At 63.3% G+C, this 17,195-nt stretch carries 12 protein-coding genes and 1 pseudogene; 6 read left to right on the top strand and 7 right to left on the bottom strand.

All coding sequences use genetic code 11. From position 1 onward, the window contains the following. Positions 1–24: 24 nt before the first annotated feature. Positions 25–1,650, bottom strand: coding sequence for a diguanylate cyclase domain-containing protein (locus C4900_RS08410; RefSeq protein WP_083995593.1), 1,626 nt, complete (start codon positions 1,648–1,650; stop codon positions 25–27). 374 nt (positions 1,651–2,024) lie between these two features. On the opposite strand from C4900_RS08410, the gene C4900_RS08405 reads away from it, so the two are divergent. Next, entirely contained in the window at positions 2,025–3,521 is a 1,497-nt protein-coding gene (locus C4900_RS08405) for a DHA2 family efflux MFS transporter permease subunit (RefSeq protein WP_114282940.1), read from the top strand. A 150-nt stretch (positions 3,522–3,671) separates the two neighbouring features. Here C4900_RS08405 and C4900_RS08400 read toward each other — a convergent pair whose 3' ends face one another. From C4900_RS08400 to fmdA, 5 genes are all read right to left on the bottom strand, one after another. Further along, complete coding sequence (locus C4900_RS08400; RefSeq protein WP_065968775.1) at positions 3,672–3,998, bottom strand: peptidoglycan-binding domain-containing protein; 327 nt, start codon at positions 3,996–3,998, stop codon at positions 3,672–3,674. 1,020 nt (positions 3,999–5,018) lie between these two features. After that, positions 5,019–5,507 (bottom strand): hypothetical protein, encoded by a 489-nt coding sequence (locus C4900_RS08395; protein ID WP_147267167.1) that lies wholly within the window; start codon positions 5,505–5,507, stop codon positions 5,019–5,021. Between the two features lie 894 nt (positions 5,508–6,401). Continuing rightward, complete coding sequence (locus tag C4900_RS08385) at positions 6,402–8,069, bottom strand: purine-cytosine permease family protein (protein WP_065969690.1); 1,668 nt, start codon at positions 8,067–8,069, stop codon at positions 6,402–6,404. Positions 8,070–8,095: 26 nt separating this feature from the next. Next, positions 8,096–8,359: a zinc ribbon domain-containing protein gene (locus tag C4900_RS08380; protein WP_170132485.1), complete on the bottom strand. Its 264-nt coding sequence runs from the start codon at positions 8,357–8,359 to the stop codon at positions 8,096–8,098. A gap of 10 nt (positions 8,360–8,369) precedes the next feature. Beyond that, positions 8,370–9,590, bottom strand: a complete 1,221-nt coding sequence (fmdA, locus tag C4900_RS08375) for a formamidase (RefSeq protein WP_065969706.1) — start codon at positions 9,588–9,590, stop codon at positions 8,370–8,372. A 267-nt stretch (positions 9,591–9,857) separates the two neighbouring features. Between fmdA and C4900_RS08370 the strand changes: the two genes are divergently transcribed. The 5 genes and pseudogenes from C4900_RS08370 to C4900_RS08350 all read left to right on the top strand — a co-directional run bounded on the left by C4900_RS08370 (position 9,858) and on the right by C4900_RS08350 (position 16,220). After that, complete coding sequence (locus C4900_RS08370; RefSeq protein ID WP_114282938.1) at positions 9,858–12,830, top strand: ATP-binding protein; 2,973 nt, start codon at positions 9,858–9,860, stop codon at positions 12,828–12,830. Next, positions 12,817–13,419, top strand: coding sequence for a response regulator (locus tag C4900_RS08365; protein WP_114282937.1), 603 nt, complete (start codon positions 12,817–12,819; stop codon positions 13,417–13,419). The genes C4900_RS08370 and C4900_RS08365 overlap by 14 nt, the downstream gene beginning before the upstream one ends. Next, positions 13,416–13,727, top strand: a complete 312-nt coding sequence (locus tag C4900_RS08360; RefSeq protein WP_211306846.1) for a helix-turn-helix domain-containing protein — start codon at positions 13,416–13,418, stop codon at positions 13,725–13,727. Before C4900_RS08365 ends, C4900_RS08360 begins: the two co-directional genes overlap by 4 nt. A gap of 233 nt (positions 13,728–13,960) precedes the next feature. After that, positions 13,961–14,964, top strand: a pseudogene (locus tag C4900_RS08355) (class 1 fructose-bisphosphatase). Between the two features lie 737 nt (positions 14,965–15,701). Beyond that, positions 15,702–16,220: a zinc ribbon-containing protein gene (locus C4900_RS08350; RefSeq protein WP_065969695.1), complete on the top strand. Its 519-nt coding sequence runs from the start codon at positions 15,702–15,704 to the stop codon at positions 16,218–16,220. 137 nt (positions 16,221–16,357) lie between these two features. Here C4900_RS08350 and C4900_RS08345 read toward each other — a convergent pair whose 3' ends face one another. Further along, positions 16,358–16,585, bottom strand: a complete 228-nt coding sequence (locus tag C4900_RS08345; protein ID WP_065969700.1) for a hypothetical protein — start codon at positions 16,583–16,585, stop codon at positions 16,358–16,360. Positions 16,586–17,195 lie beyond the last annotated feature (610 nt).

Raw genomic sequence — 17,195 nt, 5'->3', positions numbered from 1 at the left:
CCGGGGACCGGTCGACGCCGGTCCTCAATCGTCACTGCGCCCATCCGGTCGGCCGCCGGCATCCGGATCGGCGGGCATATCATGGGTATAGAACCGCACCCATCCCCGCTCATCGTTCGCGGCCCGCTCCTTGGCCGCATACATAGCGCGATCGGCCCGGCTGATCAGGCGTTCGGCATCGAGGGCGTCGAGCGGGAAGAATGCTACCCCGAGACTCACGCGGACAGCTATCTCGCGGGGATCCGCGTAAAAGGGACCATCGAGCGCGGCCTTCAGATGCGTGACGACGGGTGCGAGATCGGCCTTCTGGCGCAGCCCCTCGATCAGGAGTACGAACTCGTCACCCCCTAAGCGGGCCACGCGGTCGGTACCACGCAGCGTGCGCTCCAGGCGCCTGGCGAGCGTCTTCAAGACCGCATCCCCGGCCGCGTGGCCGTAGCGGTCGTTGATGCCTTTGAAGTCATCAATATCGAGAAAGCCCACCACCAACAGCCGCCCCTCGCGCTCGGCGCGCGCTATCGCCCGCTGCAAGACCGGGTACAGGCCCTTGCGATTCAAAAGGCCCGTGAGTGGATCGTGCGTAGCCAGATTCTCCAGGAAGTCCGCGCGGCGCGCAGCCTCGACCTCCCAGCGCACCGCAAGGGCCTGGACCTGACGGTAGGCATAACCACTGAAAGTGAGTGCCACAATAAGGAAGATCAAGGGGATCTCGACCTGCCGGTGCCACCACTGCGCCACCCATAGCGCCCGCGGGACGTCTGCGAACGCCACCAAGGGATAGTCGGCGATGCGCACGAACACACCGTAGCGATATTCGCGATCGCTGCTGACCCAGCCGCTGAAGGCCCCCCGTGCCGCGTGCGGGTGCCGCTTCAAGATCTTGGTCAGGATACCGGTTTGCGACCGGTCGAGCAGGGCCGCAAGCTGGCCGCGCGGGACCGGAGTCCGGCCTTCGATATAACCATCGCTGCGCAGGATCCCGACCGCAAGCCCGGAGGGTAATGTCAGGCGCGCGAACAGGTCCTCGAAATTGCCAAAGCGGATGGGCGTGGTCACAAGAAAATGGGCCCGTCCACCGAGCCCCATGACGGTATCGCTAAAACCAATCACCCAGTGATCGGCGAGCAGCCCGTGGATCGGCCTCTGAATATACAACCCGGGGTGCGCGAGCGCGCGCTCGAGACTCGGCCATATCTGCGCATCCTGCCGAAAATCCGGGAGCGGCTGCCCCTTGGGCACGGCCGTCGAGGCGATCACCTGCCCGTCCGGCGCGATCAACTCGGCGCTTGCGACCTCCGGCGAGACCTTCTGGTACTCACTCAACAGGCGACGCGCCCGGGCCGGGTGGCGCAAGGGATGGATCTTTGCCAGGTGGTGGGCGAGAAACCGCAGGCTGGAGGCCTCGCGATCGAGGTCGTCGTGCGTAGCGATAGCAATCAAAGAGGTCGTAAGCATCAACCGGTCGATGCCGGTCTTTTCGTAGCGGCGCCAGGAATGCCACCCGTAGAGGGCCGAAAACAACACGGTGGCCACCACCGCAAACCAGTACGCCGCCATCAACGCATAGCGATACGGCACCGCCCTGAAGCGCTGGCGCCATGCGCTCCGCCATCCCTGCGAGGCCCCCTTGGGTCCACGCGGTCTACCCATACTCCCCCACTTGTGTCCGCGACCCGGCCTCTTGCCTTAGGTCGCGGTTCCTCACAATGCCTCCCCCATTCCCAGCATAGACCAGAGAACAAGGCGCAGGGAGCCCGGGCCAGAAAATAGGCCCGGTAAGACGGGATCAGATGTCACTGGCACCATAACATCAGCCCACCCGTTACGCGCCGGGCAAGCGTCGCTCCCGGCGCGACGGGGTCCTGGTCGATTCCCGGCCGTCCCCGCCCCCAGTCCCCCTTTACGCCCAGCCACGATATCGTAAAATGGTTTGCTTGGCCGGCACATGACGGTTGCGGCCCGTTTGCGAGAAAGGAGGGCCACCCTTGGCGCCCAACAAGCCGAACGCCCATACCCCCACGAACATGGTCGCCATCACCTTCGCGGTCATGGCGAGCATCATCATGAACGTGCTCGACACGACGATCGTCAACGTGGCCCTCCCGCACATGCAGGGCGGTCTGCGCGCCAACGTCGACCAGGTGAGTTGGATACTGACCAGCTACATGCTCGCTATGGTCGTGGTCACACCCATGACCGGCCTGCTCGTCGAGCGCTTTGGGCAACGGCGCCTTATGCTCGGTAGTGTTGCAGGCTTCGTGTTCACGTCAGCCATGGCCGGCCAGTCCCACAGCATCGTGGAGATGGTGGTCTGGCGGTTCCTGCAGGGGCTGCTCGGCGCATCCATGGTGCCCGTGGGTCAGGCCATTCTGGTGGCGAGCTACCCGCCGGAACGCCGCGGCATGGCCATGGCCACGCTCGGCATGGGCATCATGCTGGGGCCGGTCCTCGGTCCCATCCTCGGGGGCTATCTCACCGACGATGCCTCGTGGCGCTGGTGTTTCTATGTCAATGTTCCAGTCGGCCTCACGGCGCTTTTTCTGCTTGCCCGATATGTCCCGGAAGGCGGACAAAGCCCGCGTCCGCGGCCGATCGACTGGCAGGGGTTTTTGGCCATGGCCGTGGGCCTCGGCTGTACCCAGGCGGTTTTGAGCCTTGGCGATCAAGATGACTGGTTCAGTTCGCAAATCATAAGGACGCTGACGGTGGTGGCTGCCGCAAGCATCGTACTGTTCGTCTGGCGATCACTCACAGTCGATCGGCCGATTGTTAATCTGCGACTTTTGAAAAACCGCGCGCTTGCGCTCGGCAGCATGGGGATAGGTCTGTTTGGCCTGGCGTTGTACGGCGTCATGGTGATCCTGCCGTTTTACCTCCAGGAGCACATGGGCTATGAGGCCAAGACCGCGGGGCTCGTCATGGCGCCCCAGGGCGTGGGGGCGATGATCTCGATGGGGCTCGCCGGCCGACTCCTGAGCCGCAACGTCAATCCGCGCGCGGTGGCGCTGGCCGGCATCGCGCTCGGGACCTTTGGCTCCTACCTGACCCTGTTCTACAACCTCCATATCGACATGGGCTGGGTGATCTGGCCAGGCTTCATTCGGGGACTCGGACTGGGCTTTATCTCCATCCCGCTATTCACCATTGCCTTCTCCAGCCTCACGAGACAGGAAACCGCCGAAGGCTCGGGGATATTCAATCTCATGCGCAATCTGGGCGGGTCGGTGGGCATCGCGCTCGTCACCACGATCATAAGCGAGTACACGCAGGTGGCATGGAACCAGATGGGCGGCCACATCAACCCCTATACGCCGATACTCAGCACCGTGCTGCACGGACGTCCGATCACCGCCGCAAGCGCGCAAATCTTGGCCCGGACACTAAGCCAGCACGCGGCTATGCGCGGCACGCTCGATGCCTTCGTATTCGTCTTCTGGGGATTCATCATCATGCTCCCGCTGGTACTGCTCATGGGTAACCCCAAGGCACGCCGTTCCGTGGAGCTCGTGGTCGAATCCTAGGGAAGCGCCGGGACTGCGCGTTGCGCACACCCCAACCCATCGGCGCTCGCTCGGCGATGGCCGCCGCCCGCTGCGGGCACTGCGCGCGCCCCATCAGAAAAAAGGACCCCCGGGGCCCGGTCTTGCCGCGCCCCAGGGTCCTCGAGTGCCTTACTTAACCTTGAGCAGCTTCAGGGTGGCCTCGTCGGCGCTACCCGTCATCTTCAGGCCATGTTTCTTTTGATAGATGCGCAGCGCCGTCTCGGTCTCCCGTCCCAGGATGCCGTCGACCTTGAGATGGGCGCCGGACTTATCGAGGGCCCTCTGGATCGCCTCAACGTGCGCATTGCCCACGACCTTGTGGGCTGCCACCTTATGCGCCACCGGCTTATGGCTCGCCATCTTCATGCCCGCCAAAGCGACGCCCGGGATTGCCACGGTAACGCCCAGCAACAGCGCCGTGACCCCAAGAAAGCCCTTGCGAACGGATGTATTCATTATGTCCTCTTTATTCCTTCACGGTGAATCAAAAACGCCCTCCGATCGACAGCCGGACCCATCCGCGGGTAAAACCATCCCGGGTCGGTTTGCGGCCTCGAAGAGCGCGCGCGCAGTATAGATGAATCTGTTTCTCCAATACAATGGGCATTGTGGAATCTTTTCATCATAGCGCGCCTTTATGGGCCCGCGTGCCGATCAAGGATCATAGTAACCGTTATCGGCATACCCATGTTTTTTCAGAACTTTTGCAAGGAAGTATGTGCCAGATTCCAGAATATTCATGGGCTCCATTATGCGCGTGAACACTATCGTCATGGACTAATATCCCACGGACCAACGGCACAAAACGACAGACATAGCGCGTCCTTTCACCCGCTTAATCCCTTACAAATCCCGGCATTATTGGGGCATGGCGCCACGAACCTTGAGATCAGCCGAAACACTGGCAGGCGGTACCTGATGACTGCCGCCCGTGATGACACAGTAACCTGGCACCGGCACGCCCGAGATGCGCCGCGACCGATATGTCGAGGACGCCGCATAGACCCGGCATGCCGGCCGCTCGGGATGCCACGAATTTCTCCGATATATGAGGTACTTGCAATATCAACAAGAACGGCATTCCGAATCCATCGCGTGCTGGATAGGATCCATGACCCATGACCCCAAAAAGGCAGGGCCGGCGGTGGGATATGGCGCGCAGGATATCCAGGAATAGGCGCCGCGCACATTGCCGGGCATGAGGACTTCCACTGCCGCTTCAAGGGCTTGCCATAAGTATGGGCGCTACCGGCGCCTCCCTGGCCGTAACACCATGATCACTAAGGGGCAAGGGGTTTGGTGAAATCGTGGAGAGACCGCAGGGGTTGCTGCTGCCACCCCGCTTCGCGCGCCGGATCGATCATCGACTCCGGGACCTAGGATCTTGGGACGCAAAGGCCAACGCCGCCGGGCGCACTGGGCCTGATGGTATCAGCGCATCGCAAACAGAGGCCGTATGCGGGCTACAAGCCGGCTTCATCGACGTTCGTCGCCGAACCCGCCCCGATCACCCCGCTGCCCCCGATCCCCGAAGTTGCCCCGATCCCCGAAGTTGCCCCGGTCGCCGAAATTCCCCCGGTTTCCGCGCAGCCCCCGATCGCCGAAATTCCCCCGATCCCCGAAGTTGCCGCGATCGCCGCGCTCGCCCTCGGGGACCCCATAAAAAAACGGTGCATAATAGCGCGGCTGATCCTCCTCCCCGTCCCCTTCCGGGTAGCGGCGCTCCTCATCGTAACGGCGCTGCTCCTCTTCGTGGTCGTCGGTCAAGTAGGGCTCGGCCGTTATGCGGGAGCGCGCCACTGCGTAGCCTCCTGATCTCGCGCCCGGTGGGACGCCGGCGACGACCGCCACTACGGTGCCGTCCAGGTGTGGCGCCAGCAGGCGAGACTGTGCGCCCATAGGCGCCAGCGCCAGAACACAGGCCGTCAGGACAACATAGCCTCCAAGATGCGCTCGTCGTACCATGAAACACCTCCTTGCGTGATCGGGCCCCCGGTCTCGCGGCACACACCCGGGCCCTGGCCCTGGGTTGCATCCGCTGCCCACGACGATCGGCGCGACCTCTTTTCTCATGGTAGCCCAAAATCCGTGCCCCCCGCACAGCGGCCAAGCCCAGCCTTCGCGCGGGTCTTATCCGGGGCGCTTGCCCACGAGTTCCGAACCTGCCTAGGAATTATGGACCACGCACCCGACGGGATAGGCCTCCTGTACGCATAAATCGACGGACGTGCTGATATGATACGTCAGATGGTCTCGCTGAATACCCGAGGCCCCATCACGCCTCGAAGTCTGCGACCAGCGGCATGCCGTTAAGAAGGGGCGCCCTCACGGCGTTGGCCATGCTCATGACAAGGCCGCGCCCCATCTCGCTTGGCCATACCTTACGGATCCCAGCAACCGCAAACGGGCCACCTGATGCGCTCATAAAATGGCGGCCGTCGCTCTTGCGCCACTGCGAGAAATCGCGGACTACGATGCGCTGGCGGCGGGCGGTGCAATCTGCCGAAAATAGGGGCTTTGGGCTGCATCCCGCCATGGGGTTTCAGTACGCCCAAAGGCCTTCGCCGAGCCGTAGTCATTGCGCCCATACAGGACGGACGCAGCGGGCAGGACGATCACCGCAGCGATATTCCCGTGGCAATGTTCACAGCCCATACGTTCCTATAGTTACTCTATTCTTCGCCCTCCCCCGCCACAAGCGTCCGCGCCAACGTCGCCCGCCAGGCCCAGGCCACCCCATCCTTTAACATCAAACAATTCGCCACCCAAGGCCGATATCCGACAACGCGCCCGCATGAAGCGGGCGCGCGTAAGATCGCTGTCTTTACGGCCCGAATCCCCTGCGGGCCATACCGACTTTTAATGGCAAATAGACGGCTCGGTCGCCACTGCCACCCCGGCGATCGCCGTCTTGCACATATCCTTGCAAGTGGTGTCCAGACTGCAGCACAAAGAGCAGATCGCGCCTTTGTTGTGCGGGCAGCAGGCCATGTCCTCCTTTTCGAACTCGAAGCCGCAGGCACTGCACGCCACCGTGTCGTGATGGGTGCCGGCATGATAGTGCGGGGCGCGGGCGATGTAGTACTTGCCCTTGGTGAGGATCGCCAGGATCGGCGACATCACAAACGCGATGCCAAGCGCCAGGAAGGTCGAAAATGCCTGCGCCACAGGACCCAAGAGATCGAAGAACGCGGCGATCGAGACCACCGAGGCGATGATCATGGCCCCGAAACCGACGGGATTAAAGTTATAGAGGTGGGCGCGCTTGAACTCGATATATGATGGGCTGAGCTTTAGGATCGGCTTATTGATCACAAGGTCCGCGACCACGGCCCCGATCCAGGCGATAGCGACATTGGAGTAAAAACCCAACACCTTCAGGAGGAAGGAAAACACGCCCATCTCCATTAGGGTGAGCGAGATCCCGACATTCAAGAAGATCCATACGACGCGCCCCGGATGGGCATGCATGACGCGCGAGAAGAAGTTCGACCACGACAGCGAACCCGAATAGGCGTTGGTGACGTTGATCTTGATCTGCGAGAGGATCACGAAAAATGTCGCTAGGCCCAGCGCCACACCGCCCGTGGCGAACAGGTCATGGTAGCCGTGCACATACATCTGGATCGGCTCATTGGCCTTGGCAAGCGCGGTGCCGTTATGAAAGGCGACCGATGTGAAAAACGACCCCATGAGCTGCTTGCTCGCACCAAGCAGCACCCAGCCGGGGCCGGCCAGGATTACCGCCAACCACCAGCGGCGCTTGGTCTTCTCGGTCTTCTCGGGCATAAAGCGCAGGTAATCGACCTGCTCGCCGATCTGGGCTATGAGCGACAACACTACGCCCGCGGCCGTGCCAAACAACAGGGGATTGAAACCCGCGCCGCTCACCGAATGGCCGGCAAAATGCGTCCACTGTGCCACCGCCGCAGGGTCGCGGGTGAGCACGGCAAATAGCGGCAGGATCATGAGCGTAAGCCACACCGGCTGTGTCCATACCTGAAGCTTCGATAACAACGTCATGCCAAACACCACGAGCGGGATGATCAAAAGCGAGGCCACGGCATAGCCGATGGGCAACGGCAGACCGAAGTACAAAGCGAAGGCCTGCGCCATGATCGATCCTTCGAGGGCGAAAAATATGAACGTAAAAGAGGCATAGATGAGTGAGGTCAGGGTCGACCCGAGATAACCAAAACCCGCGCCACGGGTGAGTAGATCCATGTCGATGTTGTACTTAGCGGAGTGATAGGCGATCGGGATACCGGTCAGGAAAATCACCAGCGCGGCCGCCAGGATAGCCCACACGGCATTGGTGAAGCCGTAGCCTATGGTGATCGACCCACCGATCGCCTGGTCGGCGAGATAGGAGATGCCGCCCAGGGCAGCGGTGGCTACCGAATATTCGGACCAGCGTCGGAACGCGCGCGGGGCATAGCGCAGGGAATAGTCCTCGAGCATGGGGTTATTGACGAGTTTCCCGTAACGTCGCCGAGACGGTGTTAGCGAAGGATTGACGGTGGCCATGGTGGTCCTCTCAGGTGATGAAACGATCAATGACCCAGCATCCACGGCCGGCCGCGGGCGGCCCCGGCTCGTGGCGTGGGGGTCTTGTGGGTGCGGGCTATTGGCTCGTGGCGGCAGCGCTCCTCGCGCGCCAAGGGCGCGAGATCGGCGCGCGCAAGGTGCGCACCCGACGGTATGCGCGGCGATAGCTGCGCGCAGCGCGGGCACGGTCGTGGACGCTCGCGAGCGGCCATGGCCGCATACGCCTCGAAGGCCCCGCAAGCCCGACACTGGTAGTCGTAGAGGGGCATACGTCGGTCCTCAGGGTTTTGCCAGCGCGCCGACGCCCGTGACCTGCGGTCGCGGACCCGAGGCCTCGGGCTTAATGTCGAAATCGAAGATCTCGGTGGGCAGCCACAAGGTCGCGCAGGCATTGGGAATGTCGACGATGCCGCTTATGTGCCCCTCCACCGGAGCAGTCCCGAGGATCGCGTAGGCCTGCTCGCCCGAATACCCGAAATTCTTCAAGTATTCGATGGCGTTGAGACATGCCCGGCGGTAGGCCACATGCGCGTCGAGATAATGCTGACCGCCCCCTTCGTCGACCGATATGCCCTCGAAGATGAGGTAGTCGCGATAGCGCGGTTCGAGCGGGCTTGGTTTGAAGATCGGACTGGTGACTGCATACTTCTTCATGCCGTCTTTGATGAGCCCCACGCGCAGATCGAGATAGCCCGCCATCTCGATCGCCCCGCAGAATGTGATCTCGCCGTCGCCCTGTGAGAAATGGATGTCGCCCATAGACAGCCCCGCGCCCGGCACATACACGGGGAAGTACACCTTCGATCCCTTGGTGAGGTTCTTGATGTCGCAGTTGCCGCCATGCTCGCGTGGCGGGATCGTGCGTGCTGCCTCAGCGGCTGCCTTCTTGGCGGCCTCGGGCGCCATGCGCCCCATGAGCGCCGACTGTGCAAGCGGCAGGAGCGCAAGCGGCGGCACGCGCTCCGGATCCTTGGCCACGAGCGCGGCCTCGCGCGTATTCCAGGTCTTCAGAAGCTCCGGCGAAGGCAGGCAGCCAATCAACCCCGGGTGCATGATGCCGGCGAACTCCACGCCCGGAATGTGCCGCGAACGGGTATAGATGCCATTGAAGTCCCAGCAGGCCTTGCGCGCCTCGGGATAGTGATCCACCAGAAAACCCCCGCCATTCTCGCGCGCGAAAAGCCCGGTAAAACCCCACGCCGACCCCTGGATCACGCCCACATCCAAGATATCGACCACGAGCAGATCGCCTGGCTTAGCGCCGTCGACGGCGATCGGCCCACTCAGATAGTGGACACGGGTGAGATCGACGTCGCGGACGTCGCGGGCGTGATCGTTGTTGCCGATCTGACCGCCCGTCCAGTCAAGGCATTCGACACGAAAACTGTCGCCGGGCTTGACCTTGGCAACCATCGGCAGATCGGGATGCCAACGATTATGGATCACGCCATCCTGGTCGTGGGGTGCGCGGGCCAAGTCGACGGAGATCAGGGTCTCAATCATAGTGTTCCTCCGGGTATGGGGTCTTGTCGGGATCATTGAATGACAATGGGCTAAGTACCGAAATACGTTGGATGACGTACGACACAGACTGGTGCGCGCGCACCAAAAGTGGGCCATCCTGAGGGCCCGGGCGATGCCCATTGAGGGCAGTGATGCGCCCAGACAAGCTGGCACGGGGCATGCAAAGGATCGGCGGACACGGGCCTTCCGGCCGGCGCGCACACCTTCGGGTGAGCCGCCTCGCTTTGCTTTGAGAGGATATGTATGGACCAGGGCATCCCACTGCGCCTCGTCAAGACCCGCCGCGACTACAACACCTGGGCGGCCAACGAGACCCTAGAGGACTACGCGCTGCGCTATGCCCCGGCGACCTTCCGCAAATGGTCGGCCTTCGCGGTAGGCAACACCGCCTTCGGCGCCGTCTCATTTCTGGTGCTCGAGGCCATAGGCGGGGCGCTCGTCATCCACTACGGCTTCGTGAACGCCCTGTGGGCGATCCTCACAAGCGGTCTTGTGATCTTTCTGACCGGGCTGCCCATCGCCTATTACTGCGCCCGCTATAATGTCGACATCGACCTTTTGACCCGCGGCGCCGGCTTTGGCTACCTCGGCTCGACGGTGACTTCGCTCATCTACGCCTCGTTTACGTTCATCTTCTTTGCGCTCGAGGCGAGCATCATGGCGTTCGCGCTGCGCATGGCATTCGGCCTGCCTTTCACCTACGCGGCGGTGGTCAGCGCACTTTTCGTCATCCCATTCGTGACCCACGGCATCAGCGCCATAAGCCGCCTGCAGGCCTACACCCAGCCCGTGTGGCTGATCTTGATGGCGATCCCCTTGATCTTTGTGCTGCACGATACACACATACTCGCGGCCTTCACGCACTATGGTGGCCGCGCCCATGCCGAGAAATTTACGCCGCTCCTGTTTGGGGCCGGCGTGAGCGTGTGCCTGTCGCTCATGGCCCAGATCGGCGAGCAGGCTGACTATCTACGCTTCATGCCGGCGCCGCGGCCTGGCCGCCGGCGCGCCTGGTGGACGACCGTGGTGACCACGGGCGCCGGATGGATTGTGCCCGGCGTACTCAAGCAATTGGCCGGCGCACTACTCGCGTTCTGGCTCATCCACCGCGGCGTCGATCCGGCCACGGCCGATCGACCCACTGCCATGTATCAAAGCGCCTACCGCGCGGCCTTCGGCCCAGGGGCGCTGGCGCTCGCCGCGACCGTCGTGTTCGTGATCCTGTCGCAGCTCAAAATCAACGTTACCAACGCCTATGCCGGATCGCTCGCTTGGTCGAACTTCTTCTCGCGCCTGACCCATACCCATCCCGGACGCGTGGTGTGGCTCATCTTCAATGTCCTGATCGCGCTCCTGCTCATGGAGCTGCGCGTGTTCGCGGCCCTGGTCCATGTGCTCGACCTGTTCGCGGGCTTCGTGGCCGCCTGGATCGGGGCGCTGGTCGCAGACCTCGTCGTCAATAAGCCGCTTGGCTTGAGTCCGGCGGGGATCGAGTTCCGCCGCGCCTATCTCTACGACATCAACCCCGTGGGTGTGGGGGCGACCGTCGGCGGCGCGCTTTTGGGTCTCGCGGCCTACAGCGGGGCATGGGGGGCGCTCGCCGCCGCATTCTCGCCGGCGGTGGCGCTGACCGCGGCGTTCGTGCTGTCGCCTGCCATCAGCGCCGCCACCGGTGGCCGCTACTATCGTGCTCGGCCGGCGCAGGCGACCGCTGGCCTGTGTGTGCTGTGCGAGACGTCGTTTGCCCCCGAGGACATGGCCGCGTGCCCCTCCTACGAAGGCGCGATCTGTTCGCTATGCTGCACGCTCGAATCGCGCTGCCACGACGCCTGCAAGCCCCGCGGACATGCCCGCAGACAGCTGGCGGCGTGGCTTGCGCCCCTCTTTCCGGGGATCACCGCCGATGGGTTCGGCTCGCGGCTTGCCCATTTTTTGGTGGCGTTTACAGGCGCGCTTTTTGTGGCGGCTGCCATCCTTGGCACACTCTACTACCAAGGGCAGCTGTCGGCCGGGGCCTTGCAGCCCGCCCTCGCGGCGTTCGCCGTCAAGGCCTTCGCCGCGTTCGCCGTGGCCCTGGGGCTTGGATCGTGGTGGTGGGTATTGACCCTCGAGGGCCGCCAACGCGCCGAAGACGAGAGTCAACGCCACAACGCCCTGCTCGAGCAGGAGATCGCCCAACACGCCGCCACCCATGAGCGCCTCAAGGCCGCCTACCGCGCCCTGGATGATGCCAATCGCGCCAAGCAGCGCTTCATATCCCACATGAGCCACGAACTGCGCACACCCCTGAACAGCCTGCTTGGCTATATCGAAATCCTCCGGCAACACCCTGGGCTCATGCCCCCCGAGCAGCGCGCCCTCGCGATCATGTACGGCAGCGGCATGCACCTGCGCCAACTGATCGAGGACATCCTCGATGTGGCACGCATCGAGTCAGGGCGCGTGACCCTAGAGCGCCATGACGTGGCCATCGCGGACCTGCTGAGTAGCGCGCTGGATACCTTCCGTGCCGAGGCCGATCGTCGCGGGCTCACCCTCACCCTCACCCTCGACGGACCCCTGCCGGCTGTGATTCACGGCGATGAACGGCGCTTGCGCCAGATCCTCTTCAATCTCATCGCCAATGCCCTGAAGTTCACCGCTGCGGGCGGTGTGACAGTCCGCGCCTGCTATCGTCATCAGCTGCTGCATCTGGCCGTCACCGATACCGGGCCCGGGCTTCCCGCCGAGGCCATGGACGCCATCTTCCAGCCGTTCTTTCGTGGACCGGGTGCCACGACAGGCCCGGGAGGCTGCGGGCTTGGGCTTACCATCACTAAGATGCTGGTGGAAATGATGGGTGGCGACATCCATGTGGAGAGTAGCGCACACGGCGCAACCTTCCGGGTACGCCTCTATGGCCCTTCGCGCCCGACACCTGCGGGTATGAACGTCGCGTGTGCAACCCTTGAGTCCGCCACGGCCGTGGCGCCCTCGACCGGCACACCGTCGCCTGGTCCGGCGCCGGTAGTGGCGCCGGACCCCCGCGATGTGGCGACCCTCATGGAGCAGGCGCGCCAGGGCTACGTCAAGGGCGTTACCGGACACCTCGAGGCGCTCGTCGCGCGCGATCCCCGCTACCGACCGTTCGCTGACCGTCTACTGGCACTTGCCGGCGACTTTCGTATGCGCGAGATCACCACCTACCTGGAGACCCTCATCCATGACGTCCCCTGATGCCACCGTCCTGGTCGTCGACGACCATGTCCCGAACCTCGCGTTTCTCACCGATGCCCTGTCGGCCGCCGGCTACCGCGTGCTGGTGGCCATGGATGGCCAGGAGGCCCTCGACCGGCTCGCGCTGACGCGCCCCGACCTCATCTTGCTCGATGCCCTGATGCCGGTGTTAGATGGGTTCGAGACCTGTCGGCGCTTGAAGGCCACACCCGCCTACGAATCCATCCCCGTGATCTTCATGACCGCGCTCGGCGAACCCGAACAGATCGTCCAGGGACTGAGCCTCGGCGCGGTCGACTATGTCACCAAACCCGCCCACCCGGACGTCGTGAAGGCACGTATCGCCGCGCACCTCGGAGCCTCGCGCTCACTGGCATTGGCACGCGAGGCGCTCGTGCGTTGCGGCCAGCTGCCGATCGCAGTCGACCCGCGTGGCGCCCTGGTGTGCGCTACGTCTGAGGCGCGCGCGTGGCTTGCCGCCTACGGCATCACAGGCCCTGACCTCGCCGCCTGGCTCGCCACCCTTGGCGAATCAGGCATCCCCGCGACCCCGCTCATGCGCCGCCGGGGGACCGCGCGCTTTATGTGAGTTGGCTTGGGCGCAGCGGCCATGCCGCCCTGCTGCTCATGCGCGAGGAGGACCCCGTGCACGCGCAGCAGGTCTTGGCGCGAGACTTCGCGTTGAGTGATCGCGAAGCCGAGGTGCTCGTATGGGTTGCCTACGGCAAGACCAATGCCGACATCGCCGACATCCTCGGCATGTCCCCACGGACCGTGAACAAGCATCTAGAGCACATCTTTCTAAAGATGGGGGTCGAGACCCGGGGCGCGGCCACCGCGCTCGCCCTGCGCCGCCCGCTCGGGGCATCGGTGGCCGCCTGGTCGCTGCCGGCGTGACGGCACAAAGCGGCGCAGTGCCCAGTGGTCCATGACACCGAATGGCATGACGCTTACCCCCGGTCCCGATATCTTCCGGCGACCGGCAGCCAGTCAACGGTCATGTCCGCATTAAGGCGACGGAGCACAAATCCGTCAGATCGATGTATAATGACCGGTTCCCGGTCCGCAGTCCCGGGCGCGGTGGGTTTATCCCCTTCGCATCGTCATGTCATCTTCCAAGGATCGTTTACATGCATACAGGTACTACGCTTACCCAATTCATCATTGAAGAGCAACGCCGGGTGGTAGGCGCGACCGGTGATTTCACATCACTCTTGAACGACATCGTGACTGCCATCAAGGTCATTTCGAACACTGTCAACAAGGGTGATCTCATGGGGGTCTTGGGCTCCGCCGGCAGCGAAAACATCCAGGGCGAAACCCAGAAGAAGCTCGATGTCATCACCAACGATGTTATGCTGCGCTCGAATGAATGGGCCGGACATCTCGCGGCCATGGCCTCGGAGGAGATGGAAGACATCTTTCTGATACCAAGCCAGTTCCCGCGCGGCAAGTATCTCCTGGTCTTCGACCCCTTGGACGGCTCTTCGAATATCGACGTCAATATATCGGTCGGAACCATCTTCTCGATCCTGCGCTGCCCGGAAGGTGTAAGCAAACCCACTGCCGCCGACTTCCTGCAGCCGGGCACAAAGCAGGTGGCGGCAGGCTACGCCCTCTACGGGCCCTCGACCATGATCATGCTCACCACGGGCCAGGGGGTGAACGGCTTTACTCTCGATCGCGACGTCGGCGAATTTCTGCTCACGCACCGGGATGTGCGCATCACGCCCGACACCCGCGAGTTTGCCATCAACGCCTCCAACGAGCGGTTCTGGGAAGAGCCGGTCCAGCGCTATGTCCAGGAATGCCTACAGGGCAAGGAAGGGCCGCGCGGTGAGAACTTCAACATGCGTTGGGTGGCCTCCATGGTCGCCGAGGTGCACCGCATCCTGATCCGCGGGGGGTATTCATGTATCCGAAGGACACCAAGGACCCGAAGAAGGCCGGCAAGCTGCGCCTCATGTATGAAGCGAATCCTATGTCGTTCATCGTCGAGCAGGCCGGAGGCTTAAGCTCCACCGGTCGCGAGCGCATCATGGATATCCAGCCAAACGGACTGCATCAGCGCGTCCCGGTCATCCTAGGCTCGCGCAACGAGGTCGAACGCATCGTTTCCTACCACAAGTCCTAGGACGGCAAGGGCCGCCGGAGACCTGGGAGCGCGTGTGTCCGGGGCGATTCGGCGGCCCATCACACCAGATGGTCCGCAAAAACAGTAAGCGGACTCCGTCCGGCCATCAGGCGCGACGAATACAGGCCCTCGTCCCGGCACCATTATCGATCGAGGTCACGTGCTCCGAGCCTGACCGCCAGACCACGGTCGAGACGTTCAAGACCATGCCGATAGGCGATGTCTAGATCCCCGCGACCGATGGCCGCACCCTGCCGTTGTCGCGCACCATACCACCCGAACCCGAGCATCGCGTGCTTCTCGACGCGTTCCGGTTGCGCCTGCCCGTGCCGCCGCCCAAGATTACCCCACGCGTTTCCCCAGCGGTCGCCGTGACCGCGGTGTAGTGGAGACCTTTTAGGACCAAAGTCGTAAAATACAACAACTTAATACGATCGACCCCCGTGAATAGCGAAAGACGGGTTAGCCCCACACCGGGGCTAAGCCCGCGCCTCTCCCGGAGCCGGCGCCGTATCCATGGCGGTGACCGCCGATCCCGTGTCCGGGCCTTCCCTGTACACGGGTCTGCGATCACAGGCGGCGATCCGCGGCGTGCGGTCGATGGCCTCCGTGACCCCCTATGATGAGCTCCGGCCACCCCCGCGCCCATCTTGCGTTCTGCCGGTCGCCAGACCAGAATCGTAAGAACATACTGGAGCGCCACGCACGCGTTGCGCCGATCCCAATCGGAGACATTAATGAAAACCGGTTCCCCATCCGATAATGAACTAGAGACCATGGGCGAGGCCTATCGGGAGCTGCTCGAGAAGGCCTTGCACAAGGCGCGCGAGGGCGGCACCAGCCTCTATCATCTGTTGGGCGGGGGCAGCCATGCCGCATCTGCCGGAAAGGGTCGCGGCGATGTGGCCGAGCTCGAGCGCTCGGTGCGCCGCGATCTCACGGACGCCGCACGCTATCGACATGAGACCGGCCGGGATCTACGGGACTGGCTGGGCTTTGATGTCGCGCGCATCGAGCAGGGATTCTGGGAGGCCTTTTCCGAGGCCGCCGACCAAGCGCTCCTGACGCTCCATGAAATACGCCTGCAGGCGGAAGCCAGCGAATATCATACCGGGGAAACGGTGGGGCTCGGTACCCTCGTCTGCGACCACTGCAACGAACGCCTGCATTTCTCCGCGGCCGGACACATTCCGCCCTGCCCACGATGTGGCGGCACGCGCTTTCATAGGCCCGTGGCCGCGGCGCCCCTGGCCTGAGGGTCCGCGCCCGGCGAGCTTGGCAGGCCCGTGAGCGCGCGTGGCACCACGATATCTACACGCCCCGCCGCACACGCCACGGGGCGTGCGCATGCGGGCTGGATGATCGTTCAGCTGATGGTCAGACCCCGACTCCCCTAGTGCTTGCGGTCCACCTCACCACCCATGGGGCCCGGGTTATCGAGATTAACCGTGAAGTCCGAGCCAGGATGTTCGGTCATGATGCCGAGATAGGTCTTCTTGCTCGCCTCGTCATCGAAGTAGATCTTCAGGGCATTAGGCCCGGCCCCTTCCATGACAAACGGGTGTCCTTCCAGATCTGTAAGGGTGTGTCCGGTGATGGGATCGGTTCGCTCGATACGCATGGTCGCCTCCGTTCTTCCTTAAAGAAGGAAAACGTACTGCATCTAGCTTGGCTATAAGCCTTTTGAGGGATGCTGTCAATGATCCACGACAATGGACCCGACAGCGCCTCTCGCCATCCTGTCGGCTGATCTTGTCCCACAGTTTTGCAAGACGCCGGGAAGGGGCTCGCGAACCTATGCGCACGCCGATCACCGGACGGGGATTCTGCGGCGCCACCCTGACGCGCATTCGGGCACGGATCCACGGTGCCCCCACCGACGCGTACGGCCTTGTCGCGCAAGGTCTGCAAGTGACCCCTGATTGCCTCGGCAAGGACACAAGGGCGCCCCCACGACCTAAGCTCACGGTTCCCCGCCCCGAGGGCGGCCTCACCGGGCGCACGGCCGGCAATGTCGGCCAATCACGTTTCCAGCCGGCGCAACAACACCCGCGCCGTATAGTCATCGCGACCACGGGTGAGGCCGCCATGCCGGCATCGTGTGGTCGTTGCCAGGGCCTTTTCCGCTCATCCGGTAATGGCCGGCCCAGAGGGCGGCGTTGCGTGGGCAGGATCGCTTGGGTCGGCGCTTCCCCATACCAGGGCCTGGCCTCTTGCGCTTGGGTCCTGAC

The organism is Acidiferrobacter thiooxydans, assembly GCF_003333315.1.
Lineage (GTDB): Bacteria > Pseudomonadota > Gammaproteobacteria > Acidiferrobacterales > Acidiferrobacteraceae > Acidiferrobacter > Acidiferrobacter thiooxydans.
Note: the sequence above shows the minus strand (reverse complement) of the source record. Positions and strands in the feature narration are given on the sequence as shown.

What these genes read in the sequence shown, in the direction of transcription:
- C4900_RS08410 (WP_083995593.1), bottom strand. Translation starts at nt 1,650, where the DNA reads ATGGGTAGACCGCGTGGACCCAAGGGGGCCTCGCAGGGATGGCGGAGC.
- C4900_RS08405 (WP_114282940.1), top strand. Translation starts at nt 2,025, where the DNA reads ATGGTCGCCATCACCTTCGCGGTCATGGCGAGCATCATCATGAACGTG.
- C4900_RS08400 (WP_065968775.1), bottom strand. Translation starts at nt 3,998, where the DNA reads ATGAATACATCCGTTCGCAAGGGCTTTCTTGGGGTCACGGCGCTGTTG.
- C4900_RS08395 (WP_147267167.1), bottom strand. Translation starts at nt 5,507, where the DNA reads ATGGTACGACGAGCGCATCTTGGAGGCTATGTTGTCCTGACGGCCTGT.
- C4900_RS08385 (WP_065969690.1), bottom strand. Translation starts at nt 8,069, where the DNA reads ATGGCCACCGTCAATCCTTCGCTAACACCGTCTCGGCGACGTTACGGG.
- C4900_RS08380 (WP_170132485.1), bottom strand. Translation starts at nt 8,359, where the DNA reads ATGCCCCTCTACGACTACCAGTGTCGGGCTTGCGGGGCCTTCGAGGCG.
- C4900_RS08370 (WP_114282938.1), top strand. Translation starts at nt 9,858, where the DNA reads ATGGACCAGGGCATCCCACTGCGCCTCGTCAAGACCCGCCGCGACTAC.
- C4900_RS08365 (WP_114282937.1), top strand. Translation starts at nt 12,817, where the DNA reads ATGACGTCCCCTGATGCCACCGTCCTGGTCGTCGACGACCATGTCCCG.
- C4900_RS08350 (WP_065969695.1), top strand. Translation starts at nt 15,702, where the DNA reads ATGAAAACCGGTTCCCCATCCGATAATGAACTAGAGACCATGGGCGAG.
- C4900_RS08345 (WP_065969700.1), bottom strand. Translation starts at nt 16,585, where the DNA reads ATGCGTATCGAGCGAACCGATCCCATCACCGGACACACCCTTACAGAT.